The sequence below is a fragment of the Halogranum rubrum genome (assembly GCF_900114455.1).
Classification (GTDB): Archaea; Halobacteriota; Halobacteria; order Halobacteriales; family Haloferacaceae; genus Halogranum; species Halogranum rubrum.
On sequence record NZ_FOTC01000001.1, the window covers coordinates 1,260,328 to 1,282,346 of the forward strand.

A 22,019-nucleotide genomic window follows, 5' to 3' on the forward strand; every position below is an offset into this window, starting at 1 on the left:
AAATGAGGAGCGGGCGTGACCCTCCACAATGGTCCTCGGAAACGTCTTCCTCTCTCCGCTTGCACTCCTCGCACTCCTGACGGCGGTGCCGGTGATTCTCCTCTATCTCATTCGACCAGACCCGAACGAGATAGACCTCCCGACACTCCGGTTCCTGAACGACGAGCGCGGTGAAGACGCGTCGAACCCGCTGTTGGAACGACTCAGTCGGAGCCTCCTCCTCTTGTTGCAACTCGCCGTCTTGATTCTCCTCGTAACGTCGCTCGCGACGCCGTACACGCTTGTCTCAGAAGCGGAGACGGTCGAAGAGACCGTCATCGTCGTCGACGGAAGCGCCAGTATGGGAACCGAAGACGGCGGGACGACTCGCTTCGCTCGTGCCGTCGACAGTGCGAGAGACGCGACGTCGACGACGACGTCAGTCGTGTTCGTCGGCCGCGAGGGCGACGTCCGTGTGCGCGGCGGGACGGCCGACGAGGCCCGCCGAGCGCTCGGCGACATGCGCGTCACCGACGTCTCTGGGGACCTCCGCGACGGTATCGCGCAGGCGTCGGCCGTCGCAGGCGAGAACGCTCGCGTCGTCGTGTTCAGCGACTTCGCCGACGACGGCGGATGGGAGGACGCCGTCGAGTCGGCCCGTGCGCGTGGACTGCTCGTCGACCTGCGGCAGTTCGCCGGTGGCGGCGACGACAACGTCGGCATCGTCGACCAGTCGTTCACCGGCGCGGAGGTGACGTTCACGGTGAAGAACTACGGCGAGTCCGACGTCGAACGGACGCTCTCGCTGGGTAACCAAGAGCAGACGCTCTCTCTCGGCAGCGGCGACGTGACGACGGCGACGTTCGCGGTTCCCACCGGCGGTGGGACGGCCACCCTGTCACCGGGTGACTCCTTCGATACGGACGACACCGTCGCCATCGCCGCGCCCGAGGAGGCCACAATCGACGTACTCCTCTTGACGAACGACCGAAATCAGTACCTCTCGACGGCGCTCTCGGTCGTCCCCGAAGTCGACCTGACGGTTCGCTCGCCGCCGGCGAACGTCGACGAGACGTACGACGTCGTCGTCTACAGCAACATCGAATCCGGTCGGTTGCTCCGCGGAAACGTCGAAGACGGGACGCAAGCGCTCGAACGCGGCGGTGGCGTCGTCGTGCAGGCCCAAGAGGGGATGCCGAATCGGTATCCGGAACTCCTCCCCGTGGACCTCGGAGAATCCGTCGACGGGACGTCAATCGGGGGCGTCGCCGGCGACGAACTCACGCGCGACATCAACTTCCCGCCGCCGGAACGAGCGTTCACCGCCGAACCGGAGAACGGCACGCGAACACTCGTCGGACTCACCGACGGGTCGCCGCTGATTGCGACGGCCGAACAGAGCAACGGGCGCGTCCTCTACTACGGCTACATGGAGGACACCTCGTCGTTCAAGTACAACTACCAGTACCCGGTGTTCTGGAAACGCGCGATGTTCTACCTCGCCGGACGCGACCCCCTACCGGAACTGAACCGACCCGCAGGCGACGTCCTCCGGTTCGCCGAGGAACAGACCGTGACGACGCCGAGCGGAGAGGTGACGACTCGAAACATTCGGCTGGACCAGACAGGGTTCTACGAGGTGGGAAGTCGCCGCTACGGCGTCTCGCTGACGAGCGAATCCGAGTCTGCCGTCGTCGCCGAACCGCTGGAGTCACGCGACCAGAGCGTGGTCCGTGGCCGTGAGGAGGAACGACGTGTCCCCGACCCGTTCACCGAGTGGGTCGTGCTCGGCGCACTGGGGATGTCCGTCGTCGAACTTGGCTACCTCCGCCAACGGGGGGACCTATGACGTCGCTCCCGTCGACGCTGCTGTGGCAGTTCGGCCTCCCCGACTTCCCCGCGCTCCCCGGCCTACCCAGCGCGTGGGAAGTCGTCGTCGACGGCATCACGGTCGGACTCTCCCGACCGCTGCTGTTGCTCGCGCTTCCCCTCGCGCTCTTCGCGCTGTGGGCCGTCGTCTATCGGGACGCAGACGGAACTGCCTCCTCGCGGAGTCGACGGTTCTTGATGGTCTCTCGCGTCCTCATCGTCGTCTGTCTCGTCGTCGCCGCCGCCGGGCCGTACACCGTCGAACGAAAGCAGACGACCGGTCAACCGCAGGTGTCGTTGCTCGTCGACGAGTCCGACAGCATGAACGTGATGCCGAACACGGGTGACCGCCTCGCCGAGTCCATCGAGGCAGAGGGCGTTCCGGTCACGACGTCGACCATCGGACAGGGCGCGCGGTCACCCGTCGGCGACGGCATCGCCGCGAACCTCAAGGAGAACGGGACGGTGGTCGTCGTCAGCGACGGACAGGTGACAGAGGGCCGCAGTCTCGCCGAAGCGGGCGAACTCGCCACCTCCCTGAACGCGACTGTCGCCTCCGTCGAACTCGACGCCCAACGTACCGAACGCGCCGTCGTCGTCTCCGGGCCGGCGAAGACCAGCGCCGGTGTCGACAACACCTTCCTCGCCCGCGTCGAGGGCGTGAACCTCGACGGTGGCTCTCGACTCGTCGTCACCGTCGACGGCGAGACGGTCGTCGACGAGTCACTCGACGGTGAGACGACTCGCGTCGAGTTCTCCCACACCTTCGAAGACACCGGGTCGCACGAAGTCACCGCCCGCGTCGAGTCGGACGACAGTGTCGAGGACAACGACGTGTTCCGCAAGACCGTCCGTGTCGTGGAGCAACCGAAGATACTCTACGTCGCCCAGCAGGACTACCCGTTCGGCCGCTATCTGGAGGAGATTTACGACGTCGAACGCGTCGAATCCGTCCCCGACGACCTGAGTCCGTACTACGCCGTCGTCGTCCAAGACGTCGCGGCGGGGGACCTCGGCAACGTCGACAGTCTCCAGAAGTTCGTCATCGACGGCGGCGGTCTGTTGATGGTCGGCGGCGACAACTCCTTCGAGAACGGTGGCTACGAAGGCTCCTCCGTCGCCTCGATGCTTCCCGTCACGATGGGCGAGAGCGTCGGCGGGAGTACGAACCTCGTGCTCGCCATCGACGTCTCCGGCAGTTCGCAGAACGGGATGCGCGTCCAGAAGGCCGTCGCGCTCGACGCGCTCGACCAACTCGGCGACGAGAACTCCGTCGGTATCGTCGGCTTCAACCACAACGCGTACGAAGTCGCCGAACTCGCGCCGCTGTCGGAGAGTCGCGGGACGATGAGCGACCGCATCCGTCGCCTACAGAGTGGCGGTGGCACCGACATCGCGGCGGGCGTCCTCGGCGCAGAGGAGATGCTCGGCGACCAGCGCGGGTCTATCATCCTCATCAGCGACGGCCGCGGTCCGGTCGGCCCGCCGACGGCCGCCGCCCAGCGACTGGGCGAACGCGGCACTCGTATCATCGCCGTCGGAACCGGAAACCCGAACGAGGCGCACCTCCGGCGTATCGCCGAAGCGTCCGGCGGGAGTTACTTCCGTGCGACGGACACCGACCGTCTGCGACTGCTGTTCGGTGGGTCGTCGCGGCGGTATCAAGGCAACACCCTCACCATCGTCGACCGGAACTCGTTCGTCACGTCGGGCGTCGAACTGACCGCCGACCCGGCGAAGAACAACGACGTCTCGGTCCGAACGGGCGCAGACTACCTCGTCGCATCGAGTTCCGGTAAGCCCGCCGTCGCCTCGTGGCGCTACGGTCTCGGACGGGTCGGAACCATCACCGCTTACGGCGACGACGGGACGCTCGATGGGTTGCTGACGGCACCCGATTCGTTGCTCTTGACGAAATCGACGAACTACGTCATCGGTGACCCCGAACGGAAGGCGACTGGCGTCGCAGAGGCCGCGGACACACGCGTCGGTCAATCGACGACGGTCACCTATCGGGGGACCGACGCGCCGGACGGCGGCGAGAACGTCTCCGTCCGGCAGGTTGCCCCCGAAACGTATCAGGCGACGGTGACACCCACCGCGATGGGCTACGAGTCGCTGTTCGGTGCGGAGTACGCGGTCAACTACCGGTCGGAGTACGCGGCCTACGGACAGGCCGGGTCTCTGACCGACGTCGTTCGGGCGACGAACGGAACCGTGTTCGCCCCGAACGACGCCAGCGGCATCGCCGACTTCGCCCGCGAGCAGTCGACGCGGGTTCGCGACGTCGAAACGACGTGGGACTGGCTATTCCTCCTGTTAGGACTGTCGGCCTACGTGATTGAAGTACTGGTACGCCGAATCCGTGTGTACACCGGTCGTACCTCCAACGAGAGTGGTCTTTCATGAGTTACCTCGGCCGATCAATCAACCTCGCACTCGTCGTCCTCGTCGTCCTCGCCGTCGCGGGGACTGCCGGAGCCTCGCTGTTCTATCAGCACTCCGCAGATCAACTCGAACGACAAAACGAACAGCTTCGCTCCGAGAACAAAGAGCTGAAACAAGACCTCTCTGCGACCGAGTCGAACCTCTCGCAGACCCGTGACAAACTGCAAGAGGCGAACCAGACGTTAGAGAACGCACAGGGTGACGTCGGACAGGTCTCGAACAAACTCGAAGGGACCGAGAAACAGCTCAGCGAGACGATAAACGAGCTCTCGGAGACCCAAGAGGAACTCGACCAGACGGAAGCCGACCTCGAAGAGACGCAAACCGAACTCCGGCAAGCCCGGAGCGAACTGGAGACGGCGCAGGGACGGGTCGAGACGCTCGAAACGCGCGTCGAGACGCTCGAAACCGAGCGAGATAACCTCGCCGCGGAACGCGACCAACTCCAAGAGACGGTCGACACCCAACGCGACCAGATTACCCAACTCGAAGCCCGCGTCGACGAGTTGGAGTCGGCGCTCCAGAGCGTCTGTAACTCCATCGAAGGCGAGAGACCGGCGGGGTGTTCGGTGTGAGCGGAGAGACGAAGGCGACGGCGAGCGCGAACACCGCGAACGCCGAGACGAGCGCCACCCGCGGCGAAGTGTCGAACGCACTCCGCGAAATCCGTCGCGAGGGCTACAAAATCGCGTTCATCTACGGTATCGTCGACGCTGCACTCGTGACGCTGTGTGCGAACATGGCGTTTCAACTCTTCACCCCGACGTGGGTCGAAGGGTCGACAACGATACCTGCCGCCGACGTGGCGGTCCCCCATGCGATGCTCGTCGCCCTCGGTCTCGGTCTGCTCGTCCTCGTCGTCGAGACGCTGCTTCGAGCACGACGCCCCATCGTCGAGCAGTTCGAGGCGGCGAACCCCGAGGTTCGCGAGATGCTCCGAACTGCCCGTGACGCCGTCGCTGCCGACCGTAACTCGCGGATGGCGGGCGTGCTGTACGGCGACGTGCTCGACCGACTCCGCGAGACGTCGAGTATCGGTCTCGTCGACCTCCGGCGACTGTCGGGGACGCTCCTCGTCGTCGTGCTGTTGAGCGTCGCGAGTATCCAAGTCGCCGTGGTCAACATCGACTTCGGTGGCCCCGACGCGGCGGGCGGTCCGGGCGACCAAGACTCCTCGTACGACGGCCTGCGCGACGGTAACGAAGTTCTCGGCGACGCCGAAGACGTCTCGGCGGGCGACAACGACATCGACGCCGAAATCTCTGGCTCCGGCGAGGGCAATGCGCCACCCGGCGGTGCACCCTCGTCGTACGACTCCGGGGGTATCCCCTCGGCCGACGTCGAGAGCCAACAGGCCGGATTTAGCTCCGGCGAACGACTCGAAGACTCCGAACTGATTCGCGACTACAACCTCGAACTCCGCAACGAAACCAATGTCTGAGAACCCACAGAGTAACGGCGACGTACTGACTGCGAGCGACGACGATATCGACGAACTCCAGGCCCGACTGGGCCGTGTCCGCGAGGAGATTGGCAAACGAATCGTCGGTCAAGAGACCGTCCTCGAACAACTGCTCGTCTGTCTGCTGTGTGACGGCAACGCGCTGCTCGAATCGAACCCCGGACTCGGGAAGACGTCGATGATTCGGGCGCTCTCGGACGTCATCGACCTCGACTTCTCTCGGATTCAGAACACGCCCGACCTGATGCCCTCGGACATCACGGGGACCGAAATCATCCGTGACAACGAACACGGTCGGGAGTTCGTCTTCGAGGAGGGGCCCATCTTCGCGAACGTCGTCCTCGCCGACGAGATAAACCGGGCGACGCCGAAGACGCAGGCCGCACTGCTCGAAGCGATGCAGGAGAAACAGGTGACGGCCGCCGGCGAGACCTACCAGTTGCCGCGTCCGTTCTTCGTGCTCGCGACGCAGAACCCTATCGACCAAGAGGGGACGTACCCGCTACCGGAGGCACAGACAGACCGATTCCTCCTGAAAATCGTCCTCGACTACCCGACCTACGAAGACGAGAAGCGAATCGTCGAACTCTACACCGAGGGGTCGGGGACGCCGGAGGTCGAACAGGTCGTCTCGAAGGCACAACTCCAGACGATTCAGTCGCTCGTCCGCGAGGTGCCGATTGCGGAGGACATCCGCGACCGGGCGATTTCGCTCGTCCGAGCGACCCGCGACTCGGAGAACATCGAGTACGGCGCGAGTCCGCGTGCGAGTATGGCACTCGTCCTCGCCGGGAAAGCGCGGGCGTTCCTCCGCGGACGTGCCCACGTGAAGTGGGAGGACGTCGAGGCGATGGCCCCGCCCGTCCTCCGTCACCGCATCCTCGTCGACTTCCGCGCCGAGCGTGAGGGGCTGACGCCGGACGAGGCGGTTGCCTCTCTCGCCGCCGAGCGATGATCGACCCCGCGTTCCTCGACGAACTCGACCGGTTTCGGTCGGCGTTGAAACGCCAGAGTTCGTCCGTCCGACAGGGCGAACAGCGCTCCAAGAGCGTCGGCGAGGGGTTGACGTTCAGCGACTACCGACGCTACGTCCGCGGCGACGACACGCGACTCATCGACTGGAAACTGTTCGCGCGGACTGGTGAGTACTTCATCAAGCAGTTCGAGGCCGAACGGAGTCTGACCGTCCACGTCCTCGTCGACGCCAGCGGGTCGATGGGCTACGGCGACGAGGAGACGAACAAGTTCGAGTACGCCGCCAAACTCGGTCTCGGGTTCGCCTACCTCACCGTCGAGGAGAACAACGACTTCCAGTTCTCGCTGTTCGACGATAGAGTCGAACGACTCGACACCGGGCGGTCGAACCGTGGTGAACTCCTCCGTCTGGTAGAGCAGTTGAACGACGTCGACCCGAGCGGCGAGGGCGACTTCGCGACGGCACTCGACAGCTACGGGTCGACCGTCCAGAGTCGCTCGCTCGTCGTCGTGTTGAGCGACTGTCTCGCCGACCCCGACGCAATCGAGGCGGGTCTGGCGGGCGTGGGTCGAAGCGGTATCGTCGTCGGAACGGTGCTCTCGCCACGAGAACTCCGTCCGAACCCGACCGGTGACACGCTGTTTCGTGACCCCGAGACGACGGAGACGCTGCGGACCTACTTCGGCGGTGCGCGGACCAAGTCGTATCAAGACCGACTGGAGACACACGTCTCGTCGGTCGAAGAGCGGTGTCGTCGCTTCCGGGCCGAACACACGCTCGTCGACACGGGCGAGGACTTCTTCGACTCGTTCGGCGACGTCTGGGTCGGGTGACGGATACGGCGGCCGCTCACTCGTGTTCACAGCGTCGAAAGGAGACGAGAACAGAGAGTAGCGAGTGAACAGACCTTAGTTGGCGAGCGCCTGACCAGGCTGTCCGTTCCGTGTCTGCTCGTGGTCGAGCAGTTCCTGATAGCGGTTTCGGATGGTGACCTCACTGACCTTCGTCACGTCGGAGACAGCCCCCTGCGTGAGGCGTTCGTTGACGAGCAGACCGGCGGCGTAGAGCGCCGCACCGGCGAGTCCGACTGGACTCTTGCCGCTGTGGATTCCTGCTTCCTTGGCGTGTCGAAGCAAGTCGTGTGCGCGTTCTTCGAGTTCGTCGCTTACGTCGAGGTCCGACGCGAACTGCGCGATGTAGTTCTCCGGGTCCGGCGGGGCGACTTCGAGTTTGAGTTCGCGAACGACGTAGCGATAGGTTCGTTTGAACTCCATCGAGTCGACGCGGCTGACCGACGCCACGTCGTCGAGGGTTCGCGGGACGTTGGCCTGTCGTGCGGCGGCGTAGACGCAGGCCGTCGCGACGCCCTCGATAGACCGTCCGGGCAAGAGGTCTTCTGCGAGTGCGCGGCGGTAGATGACCGACGCTGTCTCGCGGACGTTCTTCGGGAGACCGAGTGCAGACCCCATACGCTCGATTTCGCCGAGCGCCTGCTTCAGGTTGCGCTCCTTGGAGTCACGGGTTCGGAACCGTTCGTCCCAGGTGCGGAGCCGCTGCATCTTCTCGCGCTGTCTCGACGACAGCGAGTTGCCGTAGGCGTCTCGGTTCTGCCAGCCGATGTTCGTCGACAGCCCCTTGTCGTGCATCATATTCGTCGTCGGTGCGCCGACGCGGGACTTCGAGTCTCGCTCACCGGCGTCGAAGGCGCGCCACTCCGGGCCGTGGTCTATCTCGTCCTCGTCGACGACGAGTCCGCAGCTCTCACAGAGTGTCTCGCCGTGTTCGGTATCGTGTGCGAGGTGGCCGCCACACTCCGGGCAGGTGACTTCTTTCGTCGATTCGCTCGTCTCTTCGACCGTTTCACTGGATTCTGTCGGACGGTACGGGGTCGGGCGTCGTTTCTGTCGAATTGTTTCGGTGGTGGTGACTGTTGTCGGACCGCCCGGCGTCGCCGAGTGGCCCGATGGGGCGGAGTCAACGCTCCAGTTAGAGGGAAGGGCTGCACCTCCTTAAGTAGTAGTTTGGTACGTACCAATCTAGGCGTGATACGACACTGGCAATCGAATGATGGATTCACAGCCGAAAAAGGAATTGGCGGGCCTAATTCGGGTGAGAACGATTCGAGAGGCTGTGGCCAAAACGACAGCCACAGGTAATAGAACTATATCGGTACACACCAATCGTTGTCTATGCGCGAGTTCGTCATCACGATTCGGTACGAACGAGGAAGTGACCCCCTGATGGACGTCTTCGCTGACCATCCGGAGTTGGTCGGCCAGTCGCTGGCCTGCTCTGTCACCACCGACAGCATGTGGCGACTCGACCGCTTCGGCGGGCCGGATTCGGCTCTCGACTCACTCGAAGACGCGCTCCTCGACTCCGAGCGCTGTGAAGAGTGTCTGAGTCCACACACCTGCCACTGCCACTGCGAGTACGAAGTCGTCACGGAGTCGTCGTCGACGAGGACGGTGTACTCGTATCGTCCGGAACTCGACGGCTGTCACTCCGTCCCCTACCTCGCCGCGTGCGAACTCGGCGACGGACTGTTGTTCGAGGTGAGTCGTCACGAGAACCGATGTCGCTGGCGCATCCTCCTCCGCGAGGGACAGAGCGTCGGAAGCCTCTACGACCGACTACAGGAAGACCTTCGAGAGGGAGTCACTATCGACCTCGAACAACTCGGTAGACCGACACGCTGGGGAGACGGGTTCGTCACGCTCGCCGACCTGCCAGCGACCCAACGGACGACACTCGAAGCGGCCGTCGACGGCGGCTACTACGAGACACCACGAGCGACGACGGCAGAAGCGCTCGCCGAACGTCTCGGCGTCCCGCAGTCGACGTTCCAGTATCGGTTGCAGCGTGCCGAGGCGTGGTTGGCGACACAGTTCGTCAGCGAGACGCTATGACTGGCGTATGAGTCTGCTCTAGACGACCGCGGAACGATATGCGTGCTACCCTCTCGATTGGATATCGCGACGAGTGCTTTATCAGCTGCAGATATTGGTCGAGTGGAGGGATAACGACGTCTTAGCGGGAGAGAGCGCGAGCGACGTCACTCGGCGTGTAGGTGTGCCAGCGTGACGAGAGTGCGCTCAGGCAGAACTGTCGACTTCGCCGTCGATGAGCACGAAGCCGTAGTCGCACTCGGTGCATCGCCACTTCGTCTTCTCTCCGAGATGGACCGTCGTGCTCGCCGCGCGATAGAACTCCTGCGACTCTCCACACTCGGGACAGTCGTGCTCGATCTCTAAGCTCATACCGGTGAGTGCGGCGTGGGGTGTGTTGAAGATGTTGATTCAGTAGCTTCGAGTGGAGATATCCACAGACTAGCCTCGACCACCCGGTTGGCTCCTCGTCTATCGAGTGGAGGGCTGTATACCGTGCCTCTCGTGCATGTGCGTACCAACACGAGCGACGAGTCGGTGATAAACTGTGTTGTGCAATACACAATCGAACTCGCCGTGCAATCTGACTCGGGGGGACGCTCCCTCGGCCGCCGGTTCCCGAGCGCTTTATCGAGCACCCACCGAAGGAGTCCTATGCGCGCAGCAGTCTACCACGGCCCCGGTGAGATTCGTGTCGAGTCGGTACCGGACCTCGAAATCGAATCGTCGAGAGACGCAATCGTCCGCGTGACGCACACCGCTGTCTGTGGCTCCGACCTCTGGTTCTATCGCGGGCAGAGTGAGCGGGAAGCACCCTCACGCGTCGGTCACGAACCGATGGGAATCGTCGAAGCAGTCGGCGACGACGTTCGGTCCGTCGAACCCGGCGACCGCGTGTTCGCACCGTTCGTGATGAGCTGTGGCTTCTGTGAGTTCTGTCGCAAAGGACTGCATACCTCGTGTGTGAACGGCGAATCGTGGAACGGTGACAACGGTGGCGCACAGGGTGAGTACGTCCGTTGTTCGCACGCCGACGGGACGCTCGTCCGCGTTCCCGAGCGACACGCAGACGACGAGGACACGCTGCAGGCACTGCTTCCGCTGACCGACGTGATGGGGACCGGCCACCACGCGGCGGTCAGCGCCGGTGTCGAGGCCGGGTCGACCTGTGCCGTCGTCGGCGACGGTGCCGTCGGTCTGTGTGGTGTCCTCGCGGCCCGTCGACTCGGCGCAGAGCGTATCATCGCGCTCGGCCACCACGAGGACCGACTCGATATCGCCGAGGAGTTCGGTGCGACCGACCTCGTGACCGACCGCGGCGACGACGCAATCGAGCGCGTCGAGGAACTGACCGGCGGTGGCGTCAACCACGTCCTCGAATGCGTCGGCGCGGCGTCGGCGATGGAGACGGCCGTCGGCATCTGTCGTCCCGGCGGTACCGTCGGCTACGTCGGCGTCCCGCACGGACTCGACGGTGGACTCGACCTCTACCCCTTCTTCGGCGACAACGTCTCGCTCCGCGGTGGCGTCGCTCCCGTGCGGGCGTACGCAGAGGAGTTGATGGCGGACGTACTGCAGGGGACGCTCGACCCCTCACCCATCCTCACGAAGACAGTCGACCTCGACGGCGTGCCAGAGGGCTACCGGGCGATGGACGAACGTGATGCAGTGAAAGTACTCGTCAAACCGTAACTCGACACTCTCACGGTCGGCCAGAGTGTGACTGAGGAACAGACAGGCTATTCACGTCTGGCGAAGAGGTTCGACCGATGGGACGGTATCGAACTCTCGCGTTGTTCTCGTTGCTCTCGTTGGTGTGGGGTTCGGCGTTCGTCGTCACGAAAGTCGGACTCGACTATCTCCCGCCGGCACTCTTTGCGGCCTTTCGGTTCGACGTCGCGTCGGTCGTTCTCTTCGGCTACGCGGTGCTGAAGTACGACCGACTGTGGCCCCAGACGCGCGGCGACTGGCGGCAGATTGCGACCGGTGGCGTCCTCCTCATCGGCGCACATCACGCCTTTCTCTTCGCCGGTCAGCAGTACGTCCAGAGTGCCGTCGCCGCGGTTCTCCTCGGGTTGATTCCCGTCGTCACCCCGGCGTTGACCCGAGCAGTGTCGTCCTCCGAGCGACTCTCACCGACCGGTCTCCTCGGCGTGCTCGTCGGCTTCCTCGGCGTCGTCATCATCGCCGACCCGAACCCGGCGAACCTGTTGTCGGCGAATCTGCGTGGTATCGCGCTCGTACTCGCGTCCGCCGTCGTGTTCGCACTCGGCGCGGTGTTGACTCACGGCACTCGACCGTCGCTTCCGACGATTACGCTGCAGGCGTGGATGATGGCGGTCGGTGCAGGCTTACTCCACGTCACGAGTGCGCTACTCCCGTCGGAGTCACTCGCCAGCGCGCAGTGGACGTTCGATGCGGTGGCGGCACTGGTCTATCTGAGCGTCGTCGCTGGCGCGCTGGGGTTTTTCCTCTACTTCGACCTGCTCGACATGCTCGGGCCCATCGAGATGAGCCTCATCGAGTACGTCATCCCTCTGTTCGCGGCGGTGGTCGGGTGGGTTGCGCTCGGCGAGACGCCGACGGTCACGACGGCGCTCGGCTTTCTCGTCATCTTCGTCGGGTTCTCACTGTTGAAGTTCGAGATGCTCGTGCGTGAGTTCCAACGGCTATACGGCGTCGTCAGGCGCGTTCGAACGGAGCGAAACACGTGAGGTGCGAAGAGTTGCCGCGCCCAGTCTGTCACGTACGGCCGCTGGGCGAAGGTACTTCCCTCCGGCGTTCGAACGGCACAGTATGTCTATCACCCTGTACTCACTGGATGGCTGTCCGTACTGTGAGAAAGTCCACGACGCGCTCGACGCGAACAAAATCGAGTACGAGACGCACTGGGTCGAGGGGTTACACTCCAAGCGGAACGAAGTGAAGAAGGTGAGCGGTCAGCGCGGTGTCCCAGTCCTCGTCGACGAGGACCGCGGCGTGACGATGGCCGAGAGCGAGAAGATTCTCGAATACGTCGAACAGAGCCTCGCCTGACGATACTGGGGCGGCGACGTTAGCGACCCAAGAGCGCACAGCGTCGGGTCGATGAGTAGATTCGGTCGACAGCGCAATCGCTCACGCTGTAAGAATCAGGGAAGTGGACCCGTTTAGACCGGGTGATGCCCACGGTCGAATCGGGTCGGAACAGACGCGGTGTACACGTTCTGTGTGACACCGTGGTTTAGGGTAGCCTAATCTAAGACATAAACGTGTCGATTTAGGCTGGCCTAAACTCACCCCCAGGTATGACAACTGTGCGCAAGGAATATATCTGTCGTCAGCCTAAGGACGAATATGAACCGTCACTTCAGCGACGCGTGGTACTACCAGAAACGAGCGGCTTCACACCTTCGAGCGGGACTCGCCGAAGAGCTTGCGCCAGTCGAAAATCGAGTTCGGAGAGCGGCCGGCCGAGAGCGGCCATCCGAACCGAAGCGACTCGAGAAGGTCCAACACGAACTTCGGCGTGCAGAGGGAAGAGGAAAGCACGCGCTCAAAGGTGCGAAAGGCCGAATCGACGACTACCGCGGCAGTGCGGCTACGGCCAGCGAGTGACCGAACAAGGTAACCCTTAAGTGTCGAAGCGGGGTACGATGTTTTGCCGGGTTGGTGGTCTAGCCAGGTTATGACGGCTCCTTCACACGGAGCAGGTCGGCAGTTCGAATCTGCCCCAACCCACTACATTTTCGCGACGAACCTCACGGCGAGTACCTCGTGTACTCGCCACCCGTGAGTCGCGTGAATTCGATACGTGGGGGATTTCGAACTGGGGAGTGAAGCGAACGGTAGTGAGCGGAACGACCCGAGTTCGAATCTGCCCCAACCCATTTTCTGACTCTTCGTAACTCTGAGCAGAGCGATCATGGTTCGTCTCCGCCCCGAATCGTTCTCTCCGCCTTCCTGCTCGTCACGACGCTTTTCACCACACCGGCCCTACACCACTCGTGTCATCGTTCACGGCGACGCTCTTCGACCTCGACGGGACGCTCTGCCGACAGGAGCAAGACGTCGAGACCATCTACTACGGCGCGTTCGAGCAGGCCGGTGTCGACCCGTTCGGTGTCCCGAGTGACCTCTGGAACGCACTCGACGGTCCACCGCCGACGACGCCCGAGGGACAGACACGGTATCTCACGGGTGGGTTCGTGAAGGTCGCCGCCCAATACGACCGCCAGTCGGTCGACCCGACGGCACTCGCCGACGGCTTCCTCGACACCGTCGACTACGCCGCCGTCTCGCTGCTTCCCGGGGCGACGGCGGCGCTCGACGCCGCTCGCGGCGAGGGGTTCGTCGGTCTCGTCACCAACGGCCCGGAGTACCGCCAGTCGGTGAAACTCGACGCCCTCAGCCTCGCCGACGCTTTCGACGTGGTCGTCTTCGCGGGCGACATGACGCGTCGAAAGCCCCACCGTGACCCGTTCGACCGCGCGCTAGCGAGTATCGAGACGGCCGCCGAGTCGGCGCTGTACGTCGGGAACTCGTTGGAGTACGACGTCGCCGGCGCACAGGGTGCTGGCCTTCGCGCGGCGTGGTACCGCGAAGACGAAACGGCGGATACAGGAGCCTACCGACCCGACTACGTGCTCGACTCGCTGACCGACCTCTCGGCAATCTTCGAGGAGACGCTGTGAGCGACGCGTGGGACGCCCGAGACGTGCTACGCCAAGTCGCTCCCGAGCGACGAGTCGCGTCGACGACGTCGATTCGACGGGGTAACCACAAACAGACGACTATCGCCACGTTCGCCGACGGCGACCACGTGGTCGTCCAACTGTCGAGCGACCCCGACGCGCTCCGGACGGAGTTCGCGCTCGCCCGAGCGGTCCGCGAACGAACGTCGATTCCGGTCCCGTCTGTGGTCGCTGCAGGCGAAATCGACGACGGAGGCGAGACGGGATACGTCGTCGTCGAGCGTGCTGCAGGCGTCGACCTGCACACGCAGTTCGCCGACTTGTCGAGCGACGACCAACGCCGACTCGCCCACTCGTTCGGTCGCTACCTCGCCGAACTCCACGAAGCCTTCCGGTTCGACGGATACGGTAACGTCGTGGCCAGCGGCGGCGACGGCAAAGCAGAACCGACGACGTTCGAGGTACGGACTCCAGAGACAGCCTGGTCCTCGTGGTTCTACGCGTACGCACGCGAGGGAGTCGACGCACTGCCACCCGCGTTCGACTCACTCCGAGCGGACCTGTTCGATGCGATTGTAGCGAGTGACCTCCCGACTGCGCCGGCGTCTGTGTTGTTTCCGTGGGACCTTCGGCCCGGCAACGCACTCGTCGACGACGGGTCGGTCACGGCAGTCCTCGACTGGGGCGACCCACTCGCTGCCGCGGCCGGACTCTCCGTCGCAAAGACAGAGCATCTCGTCGCCGACTGGTACGTCTCTGATGAAGCGCCGTTGCGGGCGGCGTTCAGAGCGGGGTATCGGTCGGTTCGGCCGCTCCCAGCGACGCCGACACTCTATCGTATCGTCGCCGTCGTCCGGTCGGCAGTCGACTCACAGGGTGTCGTGACACGGCCGCAGTATCCGGAACTCGGCGGGCAGGCGGCCGTCGACTTCCACGCCGACCGCTTGAGCGACCTGCTCTCGTCGCTCCCACCCGACTCTTGACGGTCGTTGCTGTGACGACGCTTTCGACGGATGGACACCGAGACGACCACGCTTGTTACCGCCATTCTGTTTAGATGAGTGTTTAGATAATTAGCTAAATAGATAATTAGTTATCTACTCAACTGTCTGACCAATACTGCGCTCGTCTCGATGCAGAGCCACGAGTCTGAGAGGAGGGTGCGACTAGGAGCAAGGCGTTCCGGAAACGGAGGCGTTCGGCACTAACGCTTAACCGCGAGAGCGGCGAACGGTCGGTGAATGGGTCAGAGGAAGCGGACGATTCTCCGCGTGGACCTCACCACACAAACGGTTCGGAGCGAACGCGTTCGGGAGCGATGGCTTCGAGAGTACGTCGGTGGGAAGGGACTCGGTGCGCGCTACCTCTACGAGGACGTGCCCGCCGGGGCCGACCCACTGGGGCCGGACAACTGCCTCGCGTTCCTCCTCGGACCACTCTCGGGACATCTCCCCGGTGAGACACGGTACGCGGCCGTCACGAAATCACCACTCACGGGAGCGTTCCTCGACTCCTACAGCGGCGGGTCGTTTCCTGCTCGACTGGCCGGGTCGCTCGGCGAGAGCCTCGGACTGGTGGTCGAAGGACGAGCGAGCGAACCGGTCGTCCTCGTCGTCGACGAGGGAGACGCTCGTATCGAACCCGCATCGGACGTGTGGGGTGCCGACACCGTCGAGACGGCCGAGCGGTTCTCCGACGCCGCCGTCGCTTGTATCGGTCCGGCGGGCGAAGCACGCGTCGGCTACGCGACTATCGCTTCCGACGGTGGCGAGCACCACGCCGGCCGCGGCGGTGCAGGCGCGGTGATGGGCAGTAAGCGACTGAAAGCCGTCGTCGCTCGGGGCGACCCGCCCGAGACGCCGCCGGACCTCGCTCGGCTTCGAGAGCAGGACGGCGCGGCGTTCGCCGACGGCGAGACGGGCAGGTGGCTCACCGCAGGCGAGACACTGGAGTCGGTCGACTTCGCCAACGAAGTCGGCGTCCTCGCCAGTGAAGGGTGGCAACACGGGCAGTTCGACGGTGCCGACGACATCGGTGTCGAGGCTGCCCGAGACGCCTCGGTCGGCCGCGAGAACCCCGAGGACGCAGTTCCGGGCGGGTTCCGCGTCGAGACGGACGGCGACGAGAGCGTCCCACGCGGGGCCGCACCGATGACGCTCGGTGCGGGACTGGGTATCGACGACTTCGACGTGGTCGCGGCGCTCGGTGCGACCTGTGACCGACTCGGCCTCGACGTCATCAGCGCGGGGAACGCCGTCGCGTGGGCGGCACGGGCCGACGAAGACGGCCGAATCGACGCCGACGTCTCGTTCGGCGACGGCGACGCCGCCCGTGACTTGCTCGCTCGAATCGCCCGCCGGGATGGGTCCGTCGCCGACGCGCTGGCAGACGGTGTCGATGCAGCCAACGACCGCTTCGGCGGCGACTACATCCCGACGGTGAAGTCGATGGCCGTCCCGTCGTACGACCCGCGCGGGGCCGTCGCGATGGCGCTCGCGTACGCGACGAGTGACCGCGGGGGCTGTCACCGCCGGGCGCGACCCGTCGAACGGGAGGCGTTCGCCCGCGACGACTGGAGCACGGCCGACCGGGTTCGTGCGGTCATCACCGCACAGAACACGCGTTCCGTCCTCTGGAGTCTCGTCGCCGACGACTTCGCCGGCGAGACGCTCTGGGACGACTTCGGCCGGGAGTGGCTCGCCGCGAGCGGACGCGAGTACAGCCGAGACGAGTTGCGCGACGCCGGTCGGCGCATCTGGACGCTCGTTCGCCTGTTCAACGTCCGCGAGGGGTTCACCCGCGCGGACGACGAACTACCGACCGCGTTCCGGCGGCCGCTGACGGGCGGCCCCGCCGCGGGCAGGCGTATCGACGCGGCTGGCTTCGAGCGACTTCTCGACGCCTACTACGCCGCTCGCGGGTGGGGCGACGACGGCCTGCCGACCCCAGAGGTCGTCGAACGACTCGGCCTCGCCGACGTCGTCGACGCCGATACCCCGCTGAGCGCCGACCCGACGACGGCACCGACCGCCTCGACGACCGCTCACCCGGAGACGAACGATGACTGACGATGACTGACCGTATCGACCTCGACGAACTGGACGTATCGAGCGACGACGAACCCGAACCGAACCGCGGCGACTGGTTCTGGAAGGGCGAGGGTGACCCGGACGACGAAGCAGTGAGTACGACTGCAGGCACTCCCGGTGAGAGCGACTCGCCGGGACAGTCCACGGCCACGGACGAACCGTCGAGTACGGACGACGTGACAGCACAGTCGCACACTGCCGTCCCGCGCGTCCCCCGGAACGACGACGACAAGCCAGTGGGAATCCCGATGGAGTCCGGCGGCGGTGGTGGGACGGCCGCCCAGCACCGCGACGACGACGCCAGCGACGCGCCGTACGGCGACCCCTACGGCGACACCACTGCCGACATGACGCTCGTCTTCACCTACCGGGCGCTCAAGCGACTCGAACTGTTACACGCCGCGCTCTCCGACGCCGAGACGTGGACCGACTACGTCGGCCTCGTCGGCGAAGTTCCCGCTCACGTGCTGAACAAGTTCCAGCGCGACCAGCGTCTCGACGTCGACTTCTTCAACGGCGGCAGTCTCGGCCCCGCCGAACGCCTCGCCGAAATCGACCAACATTCGATGTTCTACGCCGAGCGGATGGTCGTCGTCGGCGTCGAAGACGAGTCGTGGGTCGCCGAGGAGGCCGACTGGGAGTTCGTCGACATCGTCGACGCCGCCGCCGAGGCTGACTGGCCGCTCTCGGAAGACGCATCGAGCTAACCGCTCGGCTGCGACGGGTCGTCGATACCTCACGCTGCCGTAAGCTTTTGTTCACTTCGCTGCGACAGTCCGGCTATGAGTTTTCGAACCGCAGTCAGACAGTCGAACGTCCTGCCCGTCGCCACCGTCGGCGCGGCGGCGTGGCTCGGATTGACTGTGCTCCAGGTCGTCGGCACGATGGACCCGCTGTGGGGCGGCGAGTCGGTCGGGCAAACCGCCGTCACGGGACTCGTCGGAGCCCTCGTCATCGCGCTCTCTATCGGCATGCTCCTCGTCTTCCTCGGCGAACTCGGCCACAGCAGCCCTGGACCGCAGACGTGGCCGCCGGAGGAGTAAACGAGATGACACAGTTCGAGTGCACCGAGTGTGGGCAACTCGGCCGATTCACCGTGATGGACCGCTCGTCGTTCGAGATGGACTGTCCTGCGTGTGAGGAACGGACGCGCTGGACCGTCGCCTTCGAGGGCGAGGGGGTCACGTTTTGATTTCGATTCCGATCACCGACCGCTTCCGCGAGGCGGCCAGCGAGTGGGGCGACGACCGACTCATGAGCGACGCCGACGCGCTGAAGGCAAAAGCCGAACAGACACTCGTCGAGATAGAGCATCTCGCCTCGGGCGCGAACGAAGTGACGTTCGACGTCGACACCGAGGAGGGTGTCATCTACCACGAACCGAGCGACGGACTCGCGCGACTCCTCGCCGCACAGTCGGCGGAGTCGGGTGTCGACGAGACGACGGTGATGCAGTTCTACGTCGACCTGTTCTCGCGGGCGTTCCTCGACTCAGACGTCCAGCGGCCGCCGTCGAACTTCGACTGACCCCTCTTTCTCCGGGGCCAAATCGACTAAGAGCGCGGCCGTCGACGGGTCACCCATGGCACACGAAGACACCGGATGGCGACCGAAAGGTGGCGTCGAACCGTACCGCGGGTACGACGTCTGGGAGTACGAGATTGGCCCTCACGAGGTCAACGACGGTGAAGTCGACGGCGATATCTCGTTCGAGGGCAACGAGACCGACACCGAAGAAAGCGAAGCAGACGAATAACTGCTCTTCTACCGAGCCATCTGCGCGACGAGTTCGTCTTCGAACTCGACGAGACCCTGCAAGACGAGTGCTGCGGCCCTGAACAGGTCGTCGTCCGTCTCGTCGAGCACGTCGTCGACGAACTCGCCGACCCACGTCGTGAGATGTTCGTCGAGGAAGACGCGCTCGTAGCCGAACGCCTCCTCGGCACCGGTCGCCTGCCGACCGATGATCCACCGGAGAAAGGCGAGTTCGACGGCGACGAAGTCGTTCTCTTCGGGGTAGTTCTCCGGCGGGGTCCACCCGGCAGCGGCGTAACTCGCCTCGACGTCTGCGAGTCCCTGCCCCATGTAGTCGGTGTCGTCGCGGTAGTAGCTCTCGTGGGGCAACACGGGCGGCCGCGGGCCGACGAAGACGCGGGTGTACTCCACTTCGAGTTCCTCGTGGAGTTCGTCGAGAGGGCGTCCCTGGTTCGCTTCGATGTACGACTGGAGCACGTCGAACCCCTCGTCGAGCGCGTCGTTGACGTGGCCGTCCGGGACGACGACTTCACCAGCGAGGAGGCTCTCGACGAACTCCCGGTCGGGGACGTCCCAGAACACCTCGATGACGAAGTCGACGAGTTCCGTCCGCGCGTCGTAGATGGCGCTGTCGTCCATCACTGTCCCCCCTGCTCGAACATGAGCGTCGCACGGCACTCGCCGCAGTACTCGAAGATGCTGTGGTCGCTCTGTGGTGCGATTCCTTCGACGAGATGGCCGACGTCGTCCATGACTTTCTCCGCGGAGCCCTGACTGGTAAAGGGTTTGCCACAGCGCGCGCACTCCAGCATCTCGCCCTCGTAGACCGTACTCCATCGCTCGCCGTCGCGGTTCTCGGGGAGGAGCGACAGGTCGAGTCCAGCCTCCATGGTGATGGCCGTCTCGGGACAACCCTCCTCGCACAGTTCGCAGTTGACGCAGTCTTCGTGGTTGAACTGGAGGTCACCGTCGTCGGTCCGCCGAATCGCGTCGGTCGGACAGAGCGTCGAACACGTCGGCGTGAGGTTGCAGGCGTCGGAGACGTCCATCCGCCCGAAGTTCTGTAGTCCGCGAATTACGTCGCGTTCCGGCGAACTGTGCTCGACGATGGTGCGGATACTCTCCAGCGTCCAATCGTGGTTGTTGTACTCGGGGTTCGGCTTCTCCTCGCGGACGACGCCGATCGACTCGTAGTCGCCTGCGGGAACGGGTGTCGTCTCCAGTCCACCGACGAAGTCGTCAAGTTCGTCGACGAACGCGCTCGGATCGTCGGCCTCGGGGGCGAGAAACGTCACCCGCTCGCCGAGTCCGAGGTCGGTCGTCGCCCGACCGAGACGGTCAACCAGTTCGGCCTTCGGGTCCGGTCCGGAGTGGAGACACGAGGAGCCACAACCGACGATGGCGACGCCGTCGGCACCGGCGGCGAGCGCGTGCAACGCGTGCGCCTCGCCGACAGTATCGGTACAGTTGACGCGAACCGGGAGGATGGGTGCGTACGAGAGGTCGGCGCCAGCGGCCGACTGCCGCCCGTACTCGCGAAGCGCGTCGGCCGCGTACTCCGAGCAGACGAAGGCAACGACGGGCGTCTCGATACCGGCAGTCTGGCGGTCGAACAGCCACCCGCTGCCGCGTTCCTCGGCGTCGAGGAGGGATTCGACTTCGCGGGCGATGCGACGGTTCGAGGGTTCGCGCAACTGGACGGCCCCGGTCGGACACGAACTCGTACAGGCCCCGCAGTTCATGCAGGCCACCTCGTCGAACTCGACTTCGTCCACCTTCGGCCGGTCGACGGCGTCGTGCGGGCAGGCGTCGACACAGACGGTACAGCCCTCTTGGCTCGACTCGCCCGCCGCACAGACGTCCATCTCCAAATCGAGGAACTTCGGTTTCTCGACGCCGCCGAGGTGGTGTTCGACGCTGGCGACGGTGGCGGCGTCGACGGGGCCGGTGTAGAAGCCGATTCGGCCACCTCGTGCGCCGTCCGTGGCTCCGGGGTAGACGACTTGGTCCACCTCGACGGTTCGCTGGACACCAGAAGCGTCGATGGCGTCGGTCGGACAGCAGTCGAGCCACTCGCCGTCGGGTGCGTTCGGCGAGATGTCGACCGGGCGGGCGGTCACCGCACCGTCCGGCCCCTGCTCGACACACTCCATACAGGAGATGCAGTCCTCGGTGACGAGCGCTTCGAGCGTGAGCGTGAACTCGCCGAACTCGCCGTCGACGCCGACGACACGGCCGCGTTCGATAGCGACGTCGTCGAGTCCGGAGACGCCCGCGAAGTCGTGACCGTGGGCGACGAGCGTCACGTCGGCGGTGTCGGCGAGTGCGGCGGCCGTCTCGGGGTCGCCGACGACGGCGACGCGGTCACCGGTCGTCTGCGAGACGTACCGACTCGACGCTTCCTCCTGCAACCCGGCCGTCGTCGCGTTGATGAGTCGGGCGGTCTTGTCCGTCGACTCGTCGGCGGAGTGAACCCAACTCGTGCGCTCACGGTGGTCGACGAAGGCCGTCGCCTCCGGATGGAGACCCTTCTCCTCGGCGAGCGTCTCGATTCGGCGCTGACAGCCGTCGTCGGTTGCAGTGGCGATTATCTGGTCGAGTTCGTACTCGTCGACGAGCGCACCCATCGCGTCGAGTCCGTCCTGACAGAGAAGCTCAGAGCTCGCGACGACGTCGACGTCGCGGACGCCGTCGCGGACACCCTCCAAATCGAGGTCACAGGTGCCACCACAAGAACAGACGAATGCACCGACGTTCATTGTCAGTTCTCACCCGGGGCACGCGCAAAGAGCTTGTGTCCGAGTACGGCTCTGTCGACGAATTCTTTCGGAATCGAGAGGTCAGTTTTGGAGTTCCGACAAACAGGAGAATACTTCCGCA

General features: G+C 64.6%; 23 protein-coding genes and 1 tRNA gene. 20 read left to right on the top strand and 4 right to left on the bottom strand.

Annotation, left to right across the window (positions count from 1 at the left end; all coding sequences use genetic code 11):
- Positions 1–28 precede the first annotated feature (28 nt).
- The 6 genes from BM083_RS06140 to BM083_RS06165 are packed head-to-tail and all read left to right on the top strand — an operon-like array spanning position 29 to position 7,567.
- On the top strand, positions 29–1,828 hold the full coding sequence (locus tag BM083_RS06140; protein WP_089867158.1) for a vWA domain-containing protein: 1,800 nt from the start codon (positions 29–31) through the stop codon (positions 1,826–1,828).
- On the top strand, positions 1,825–4,257 hold the full coding sequence (locus BM083_RS06145) for a VWA domain-containing protein (RefSeq protein ID WP_177197554.1): 2,433 nt from the start codon (positions 1,825–1,827) through the stop codon (positions 4,255–4,257). The genes BM083_RS06140 and BM083_RS06145 overlap by 4 nt, the downstream gene beginning before the upstream one ends.
- A complete protein-coding gene (locus BM083_RS06150) occupies positions 4,254–4,871 on the top strand; it encodes a hypothetical protein (protein WP_089867166.1) in 618 nt (205 codons plus the stop codon). Before BM083_RS06145 ends, BM083_RS06150 begins: the two co-directional genes overlap by 4 nt.
- Positions 4,868–5,737, top strand: a complete 870-nt coding sequence (locus BM083_RS06155; protein ID WP_143085686.1) for a DUF7502 family protein — start codon at positions 4,868–4,870, stop codon at positions 5,735–5,737. The genes BM083_RS06150 and BM083_RS06155 overlap by 4 nt, the downstream gene beginning before the upstream one ends.
- A complete protein-coding gene (locus tag BM083_RS06160) occupies positions 5,730–6,713 on the top strand; it encodes an AAA family ATPase (protein ID WP_089867170.1) in 984 nt (327 codons plus the stop codon). The genes BM083_RS06155 and BM083_RS06160 overlap by 8 nt, the downstream gene beginning before the upstream one ends.
- Positions 6,710–7,567 carry a DUF58 domain-containing protein gene (locus BM083_RS06165; protein ID WP_089867178.1) on the top strand — a complete coding sequence of 286 codons (858 nt, stop codon included), beginning with the start codon at positions 6,710–6,712 and terminating at the stop codon, positions 7,565–7,567. The genes BM083_RS06160 and BM083_RS06165 overlap by 4 nt, the downstream gene beginning before the upstream one ends.
- A gap of 75 nt (positions 7,568–7,642) precedes the next feature.
- Here BM083_RS06165 and BM083_RS06170 read toward each other — a convergent pair whose 3' ends face one another.
- The gene (locus BM083_RS06170) at positions 7,643–8,644 is read right to left on the bottom strand and encodes a transcription initiation factor IIB (protein WP_089867181.1); all 1,002 of its coding nucleotides are present in this window, start codon (positions 8,642–8,644) and stop codon (positions 7,643–7,645) included.
- Positions 8,645–8,923: 279 nt separating this feature from the next.
- Here BM083_RS06170 and BM083_RS06175 point away from each other — a divergent pair, with 279 nt between their 5' ends.
- Positions 8,924–9,643, top strand: coding sequence for a helix-turn-helix domain-containing protein (locus tag BM083_RS06175; protein WP_049893902.1), 720 nt, complete (start codon positions 8,924–8,926; stop codon positions 9,641–9,643).
- 186 nt (positions 9,644–9,829) lie between these two features.
- Here the strand turns inward: BM083_RS06175 and BM083_RS23185 are convergent, their stop codons facing one another.
- A complete protein-coding gene (locus BM083_RS23185; protein ID WP_009375205.1) occupies positions 9,830–9,994 on the bottom strand; it encodes a DUF7838 family putative zinc beta-ribbon protein in 165 nt (54 codons plus the stop codon).
- A gap of 282 nt (positions 9,995–10,276) precedes the next feature.
- Between BM083_RS23185 and BM083_RS06180 the strand changes: the two genes are divergently transcribed.
- From BM083_RS06180 to BM083_RS23195, 13 genes are all read left to right on the top strand, one after another.
- Positions 10,277–11,314: a zinc-dependent alcohol dehydrogenase family protein gene (locus BM083_RS06180; RefSeq protein ID WP_089867184.1), complete on the top strand. Its 1,038-nt coding sequence runs from the start codon at positions 10,277–10,279 to the stop codon at positions 11,312–11,314.
- 77 nt (positions 11,315–11,391) lie between these two features.
- On the top strand, positions 11,392–12,336 hold the full coding sequence (locus BM083_RS06185) for a DMT family transporter (protein WP_089867189.1): 945 nt from the start codon (positions 11,392–11,394) through the stop codon (positions 12,334–12,336).
- A gap of 82 nt (positions 12,337–12,418) precedes the next feature.
- Positions 12,419–12,658, top strand: a complete 240-nt coding sequence (locus tag BM083_RS06190) for a glutaredoxin family protein (RefSeq protein ID WP_009375198.1) — start codon at positions 12,419–12,421, stop codon at positions 12,656–12,658.
- A 300-nt stretch (positions 12,659–12,958) separates the two neighbouring features.
- Complete coding sequence (locus BM083_RS06195; RefSeq protein WP_089867192.1) at positions 12,959–13,219, top strand: DUF7553 family protein; 261 nt, start codon at positions 12,959–12,961, stop codon at positions 13,217–13,219.
- A 48-nt stretch (positions 13,220–13,267) separates the two neighbouring features.
- Positions 13,268–13,342, top strand: a tRNA-Val gene (locus BM083_RS06200).
- 266 nt (positions 13,343–13,608) lie between these two features.
- Positions 13,609–14,295, top strand: coding sequence for an HAD family hydrolase (locus BM083_RS06205; RefSeq protein ID WP_089867195.1), 687 nt, complete (start codon positions 13,609–13,611; stop codon positions 14,293–14,295).
- Complete coding sequence (locus tag BM083_RS06210) at positions 14,292–15,278, top strand: phosphotransferase family protein (protein ID WP_089867199.1); 987 nt, start codon at positions 14,292–14,294, stop codon at positions 15,276–15,278. Before BM083_RS06205 ends, BM083_RS06210 begins: the two co-directional genes overlap by 4 nt.
- 258 nt (positions 15,279–15,536) lie before the next feature.
- Positions 15,537–17,363, top strand: a complete 1,827-nt coding sequence (locus tag BM083_RS06215; protein WP_177197555.1) for an aldehyde ferredoxin oxidoreductase family protein — start codon at positions 15,537–15,539, stop codon at positions 17,361–17,363.
- Positions 17,364–17,365: 2 nt separating this feature from the next.
- Positions 17,366–18,091 (top strand): DUF7124 domain-containing protein, encoded by a 726-nt coding sequence (locus BM083_RS06220; protein WP_089867201.1) that lies wholly within the window; start codon positions 17,366–17,368, stop codon positions 18,089–18,091.
- Positions 18,092–18,166: 75 nt separating this feature from the next.
- Positions 18,167–18,427 carry a hypothetical protein gene (locus BM083_RS06225; RefSeq protein WP_089867203.1) on the top strand — a complete coding sequence of 87 codons (261 nt, stop codon included), beginning with the start codon at positions 18,167–18,169 and terminating at the stop codon, positions 18,425–18,427.
- A gap of 5 nt (positions 18,428–18,432) precedes the next feature.
- The gene (locus BM083_RS23190; RefSeq protein WP_009375184.1) at positions 18,433–18,576 is read left to right on the top strand and encodes a hypothetical protein; all 144 of its coding nucleotides are present in this window, start codon (positions 18,433–18,435) and stop codon (positions 18,574–18,576) included.
- Positions 18,573–18,911 (top strand): hypothetical protein, encoded by a 339-nt coding sequence (locus BM083_RS06230; protein ID WP_177197556.1) that lies wholly within the window; start codon positions 18,573–18,575, stop codon positions 18,909–18,911. The genes BM083_RS23190 and BM083_RS06230 overlap by 4 nt, the downstream gene beginning before the upstream one ends.
- Positions 18,912–18,966: 55 nt before the next feature.
- Complete coding sequence (locus BM083_RS23195) at positions 18,967–19,140, top strand: hypothetical protein (RefSeq protein WP_177197557.1); 174 nt, start codon at positions 18,967–18,969, stop codon at positions 19,138–19,140.
- An 8-nt stretch (positions 19,141–19,148) separates the two neighbouring features.
- Here the strand turns inward: BM083_RS23195 and BM083_RS06235 are convergent, their stop codons facing one another.
- Together BM083_RS06235 and BM083_RS06240 are read right to left on the bottom strand one after the other, a co-directional pair.
- Positions 19,149–19,778: a TorD/DmsD family molecular chaperone gene (locus tag BM083_RS06235; RefSeq protein WP_089867206.1), complete on the bottom strand. Its 630-nt coding sequence runs from the start codon at positions 19,776–19,778 to the stop codon at positions 19,149–19,151.
- The gene (locus tag BM083_RS06240) at positions 19,778–21,898 is read right to left on the bottom strand and encodes a hydrogenase iron-sulfur subunit (protein ID WP_089867208.1); all 2,121 of its coding nucleotides are present in this window, start codon (positions 21,896–21,898) and stop codon (positions 19,778–19,780) included. The genes BM083_RS06235 and BM083_RS06240 overlap by 1 nt, the downstream gene beginning before the upstream one ends.
- Positions 21,899–22,019 lie beyond the last annotated feature (121 nt).

What these genes read in the sequence shown, in the direction of transcription:
- BM083_RS06150 (WP_089867166.1), top strand. Translation starts at nt 4,254, where the DNA reads ATGAGTTACCTCGGCCGATCAATCAACCTCGCACTCGTCGTCCTCGTC.
- BM083_RS06195 (WP_089867192.1), top strand. Translation starts at nt 12,959, where the DNA reads ATGAACCGTCACTTCAGCGACGCGTGGTACTACCAGAAACGAGCGGCT.
- BM083_RS06165 (WP_089867178.1), top strand. Translation starts at nt 6,710, where the DNA reads ATGATCGACCCCGCGTTCCTCGACGAACTCGACCGGTTTCGGTCGGCG.
- BM083_RS06220 (WP_089867201.1), top strand. Translation starts at nt 17,366, where the DNA reads ATGACTGACCGTATCGACCTCGACGAACTGGACGTATCGAGCGACGAC.
- BM083_RS23195 (WP_177197557.1), top strand. Translation starts at nt 18,967, where the DNA reads ATGGCACACGAAGACACCGGATGGCGACCGAAAGGTGGCGTCGAACCG.
- BM083_RS06140 (WP_089867158.1), top strand. Translation starts at nt 29, where the DNA reads ATGGTCCTCGGAAACGTCTTCCTCTCTCCGCTTGCACTCCTCGCACTC.
- BM083_RS06215 (WP_177197555.1), top strand. Translation starts at nt 15,537, where the DNA reads ATGGGTCAGAGGAAGCGGACGATTCTCCGCGTGGACCTCACCACACAA.
- BM083_RS06235 (WP_089867206.1), bottom strand. Translation starts at nt 19,778, where the DNA reads ATGGACGACAGCGCCATCTACGACGCGCGGACGGAACTCGTCGACTTC.
- BM083_RS06175 (WP_049893902.1), top strand. Translation starts at nt 8,924, where the DNA reads ATGCGCGAGTTCGTCATCACGATTCGGTACGAACGAGGAAGTGACCCC.
- BM083_RS06185 (WP_089867189.1), top strand. Translation starts at nt 11,392, where the DNA reads ATGGGACGGTATCGAACTCTCGCGTTGTTCTCGTTGCTCTCGTTGGTG.
- BM083_RS06225 (WP_089867203.1), top strand. Translation starts at nt 18,167, where the DNA reads ATGAGTTTTCGAACCGCAGTCAGACAGTCGAACGTCCTGCCCGTCGCC.
- BM083_RS06145 (WP_177197554.1), top strand. Translation starts at nt 1,825, where the DNA reads ATGACGTCGCTCCCGTCGACGCTGCTGTGGCAGTTCGGCCTCCCCGAC.
- BM083_RS23190 (WP_009375184.1), top strand. Translation starts at nt 18,433, where the DNA reads ATGACACAGTTCGAGTGCACCGAGTGTGGGCAACTCGGCCGATTCACC.
- BM083_RS06180 (WP_089867184.1), top strand. Translation starts at nt 10,277, where the DNA reads ATGCGCGCAGCAGTCTACCACGGCCCCGGTGAGATTCGTGTCGAGTCG.
- BM083_RS23185 (WP_009375205.1), bottom strand. Translation starts at nt 9,994, where the DNA reads ATGAGCTTAGAGATCGAGCACGACTGTCCCGAGTGTGGAGAGTCGCAG.
- BM083_RS06160 (WP_089867170.1), top strand. Translation starts at nt 5,730, where the DNA reads ATGTCTGAGAACCCACAGAGTAACGGCGACGTACTGACTGCGAGCGAC.
- BM083_RS06190 (WP_009375198.1), top strand. Translation starts at nt 12,419, where the DNA reads ATGTCTATCACCCTGTACTCACTGGATGGCTGTCCGTACTGTGAGAAA.
- BM083_RS06240 (WP_089867208.1), bottom strand. Translation starts at nt 21,898, where the DNA reads ATGAACGTCGGTGCATTCGTCTGTTCTTGTGGTGGCACCTGTGACCTC.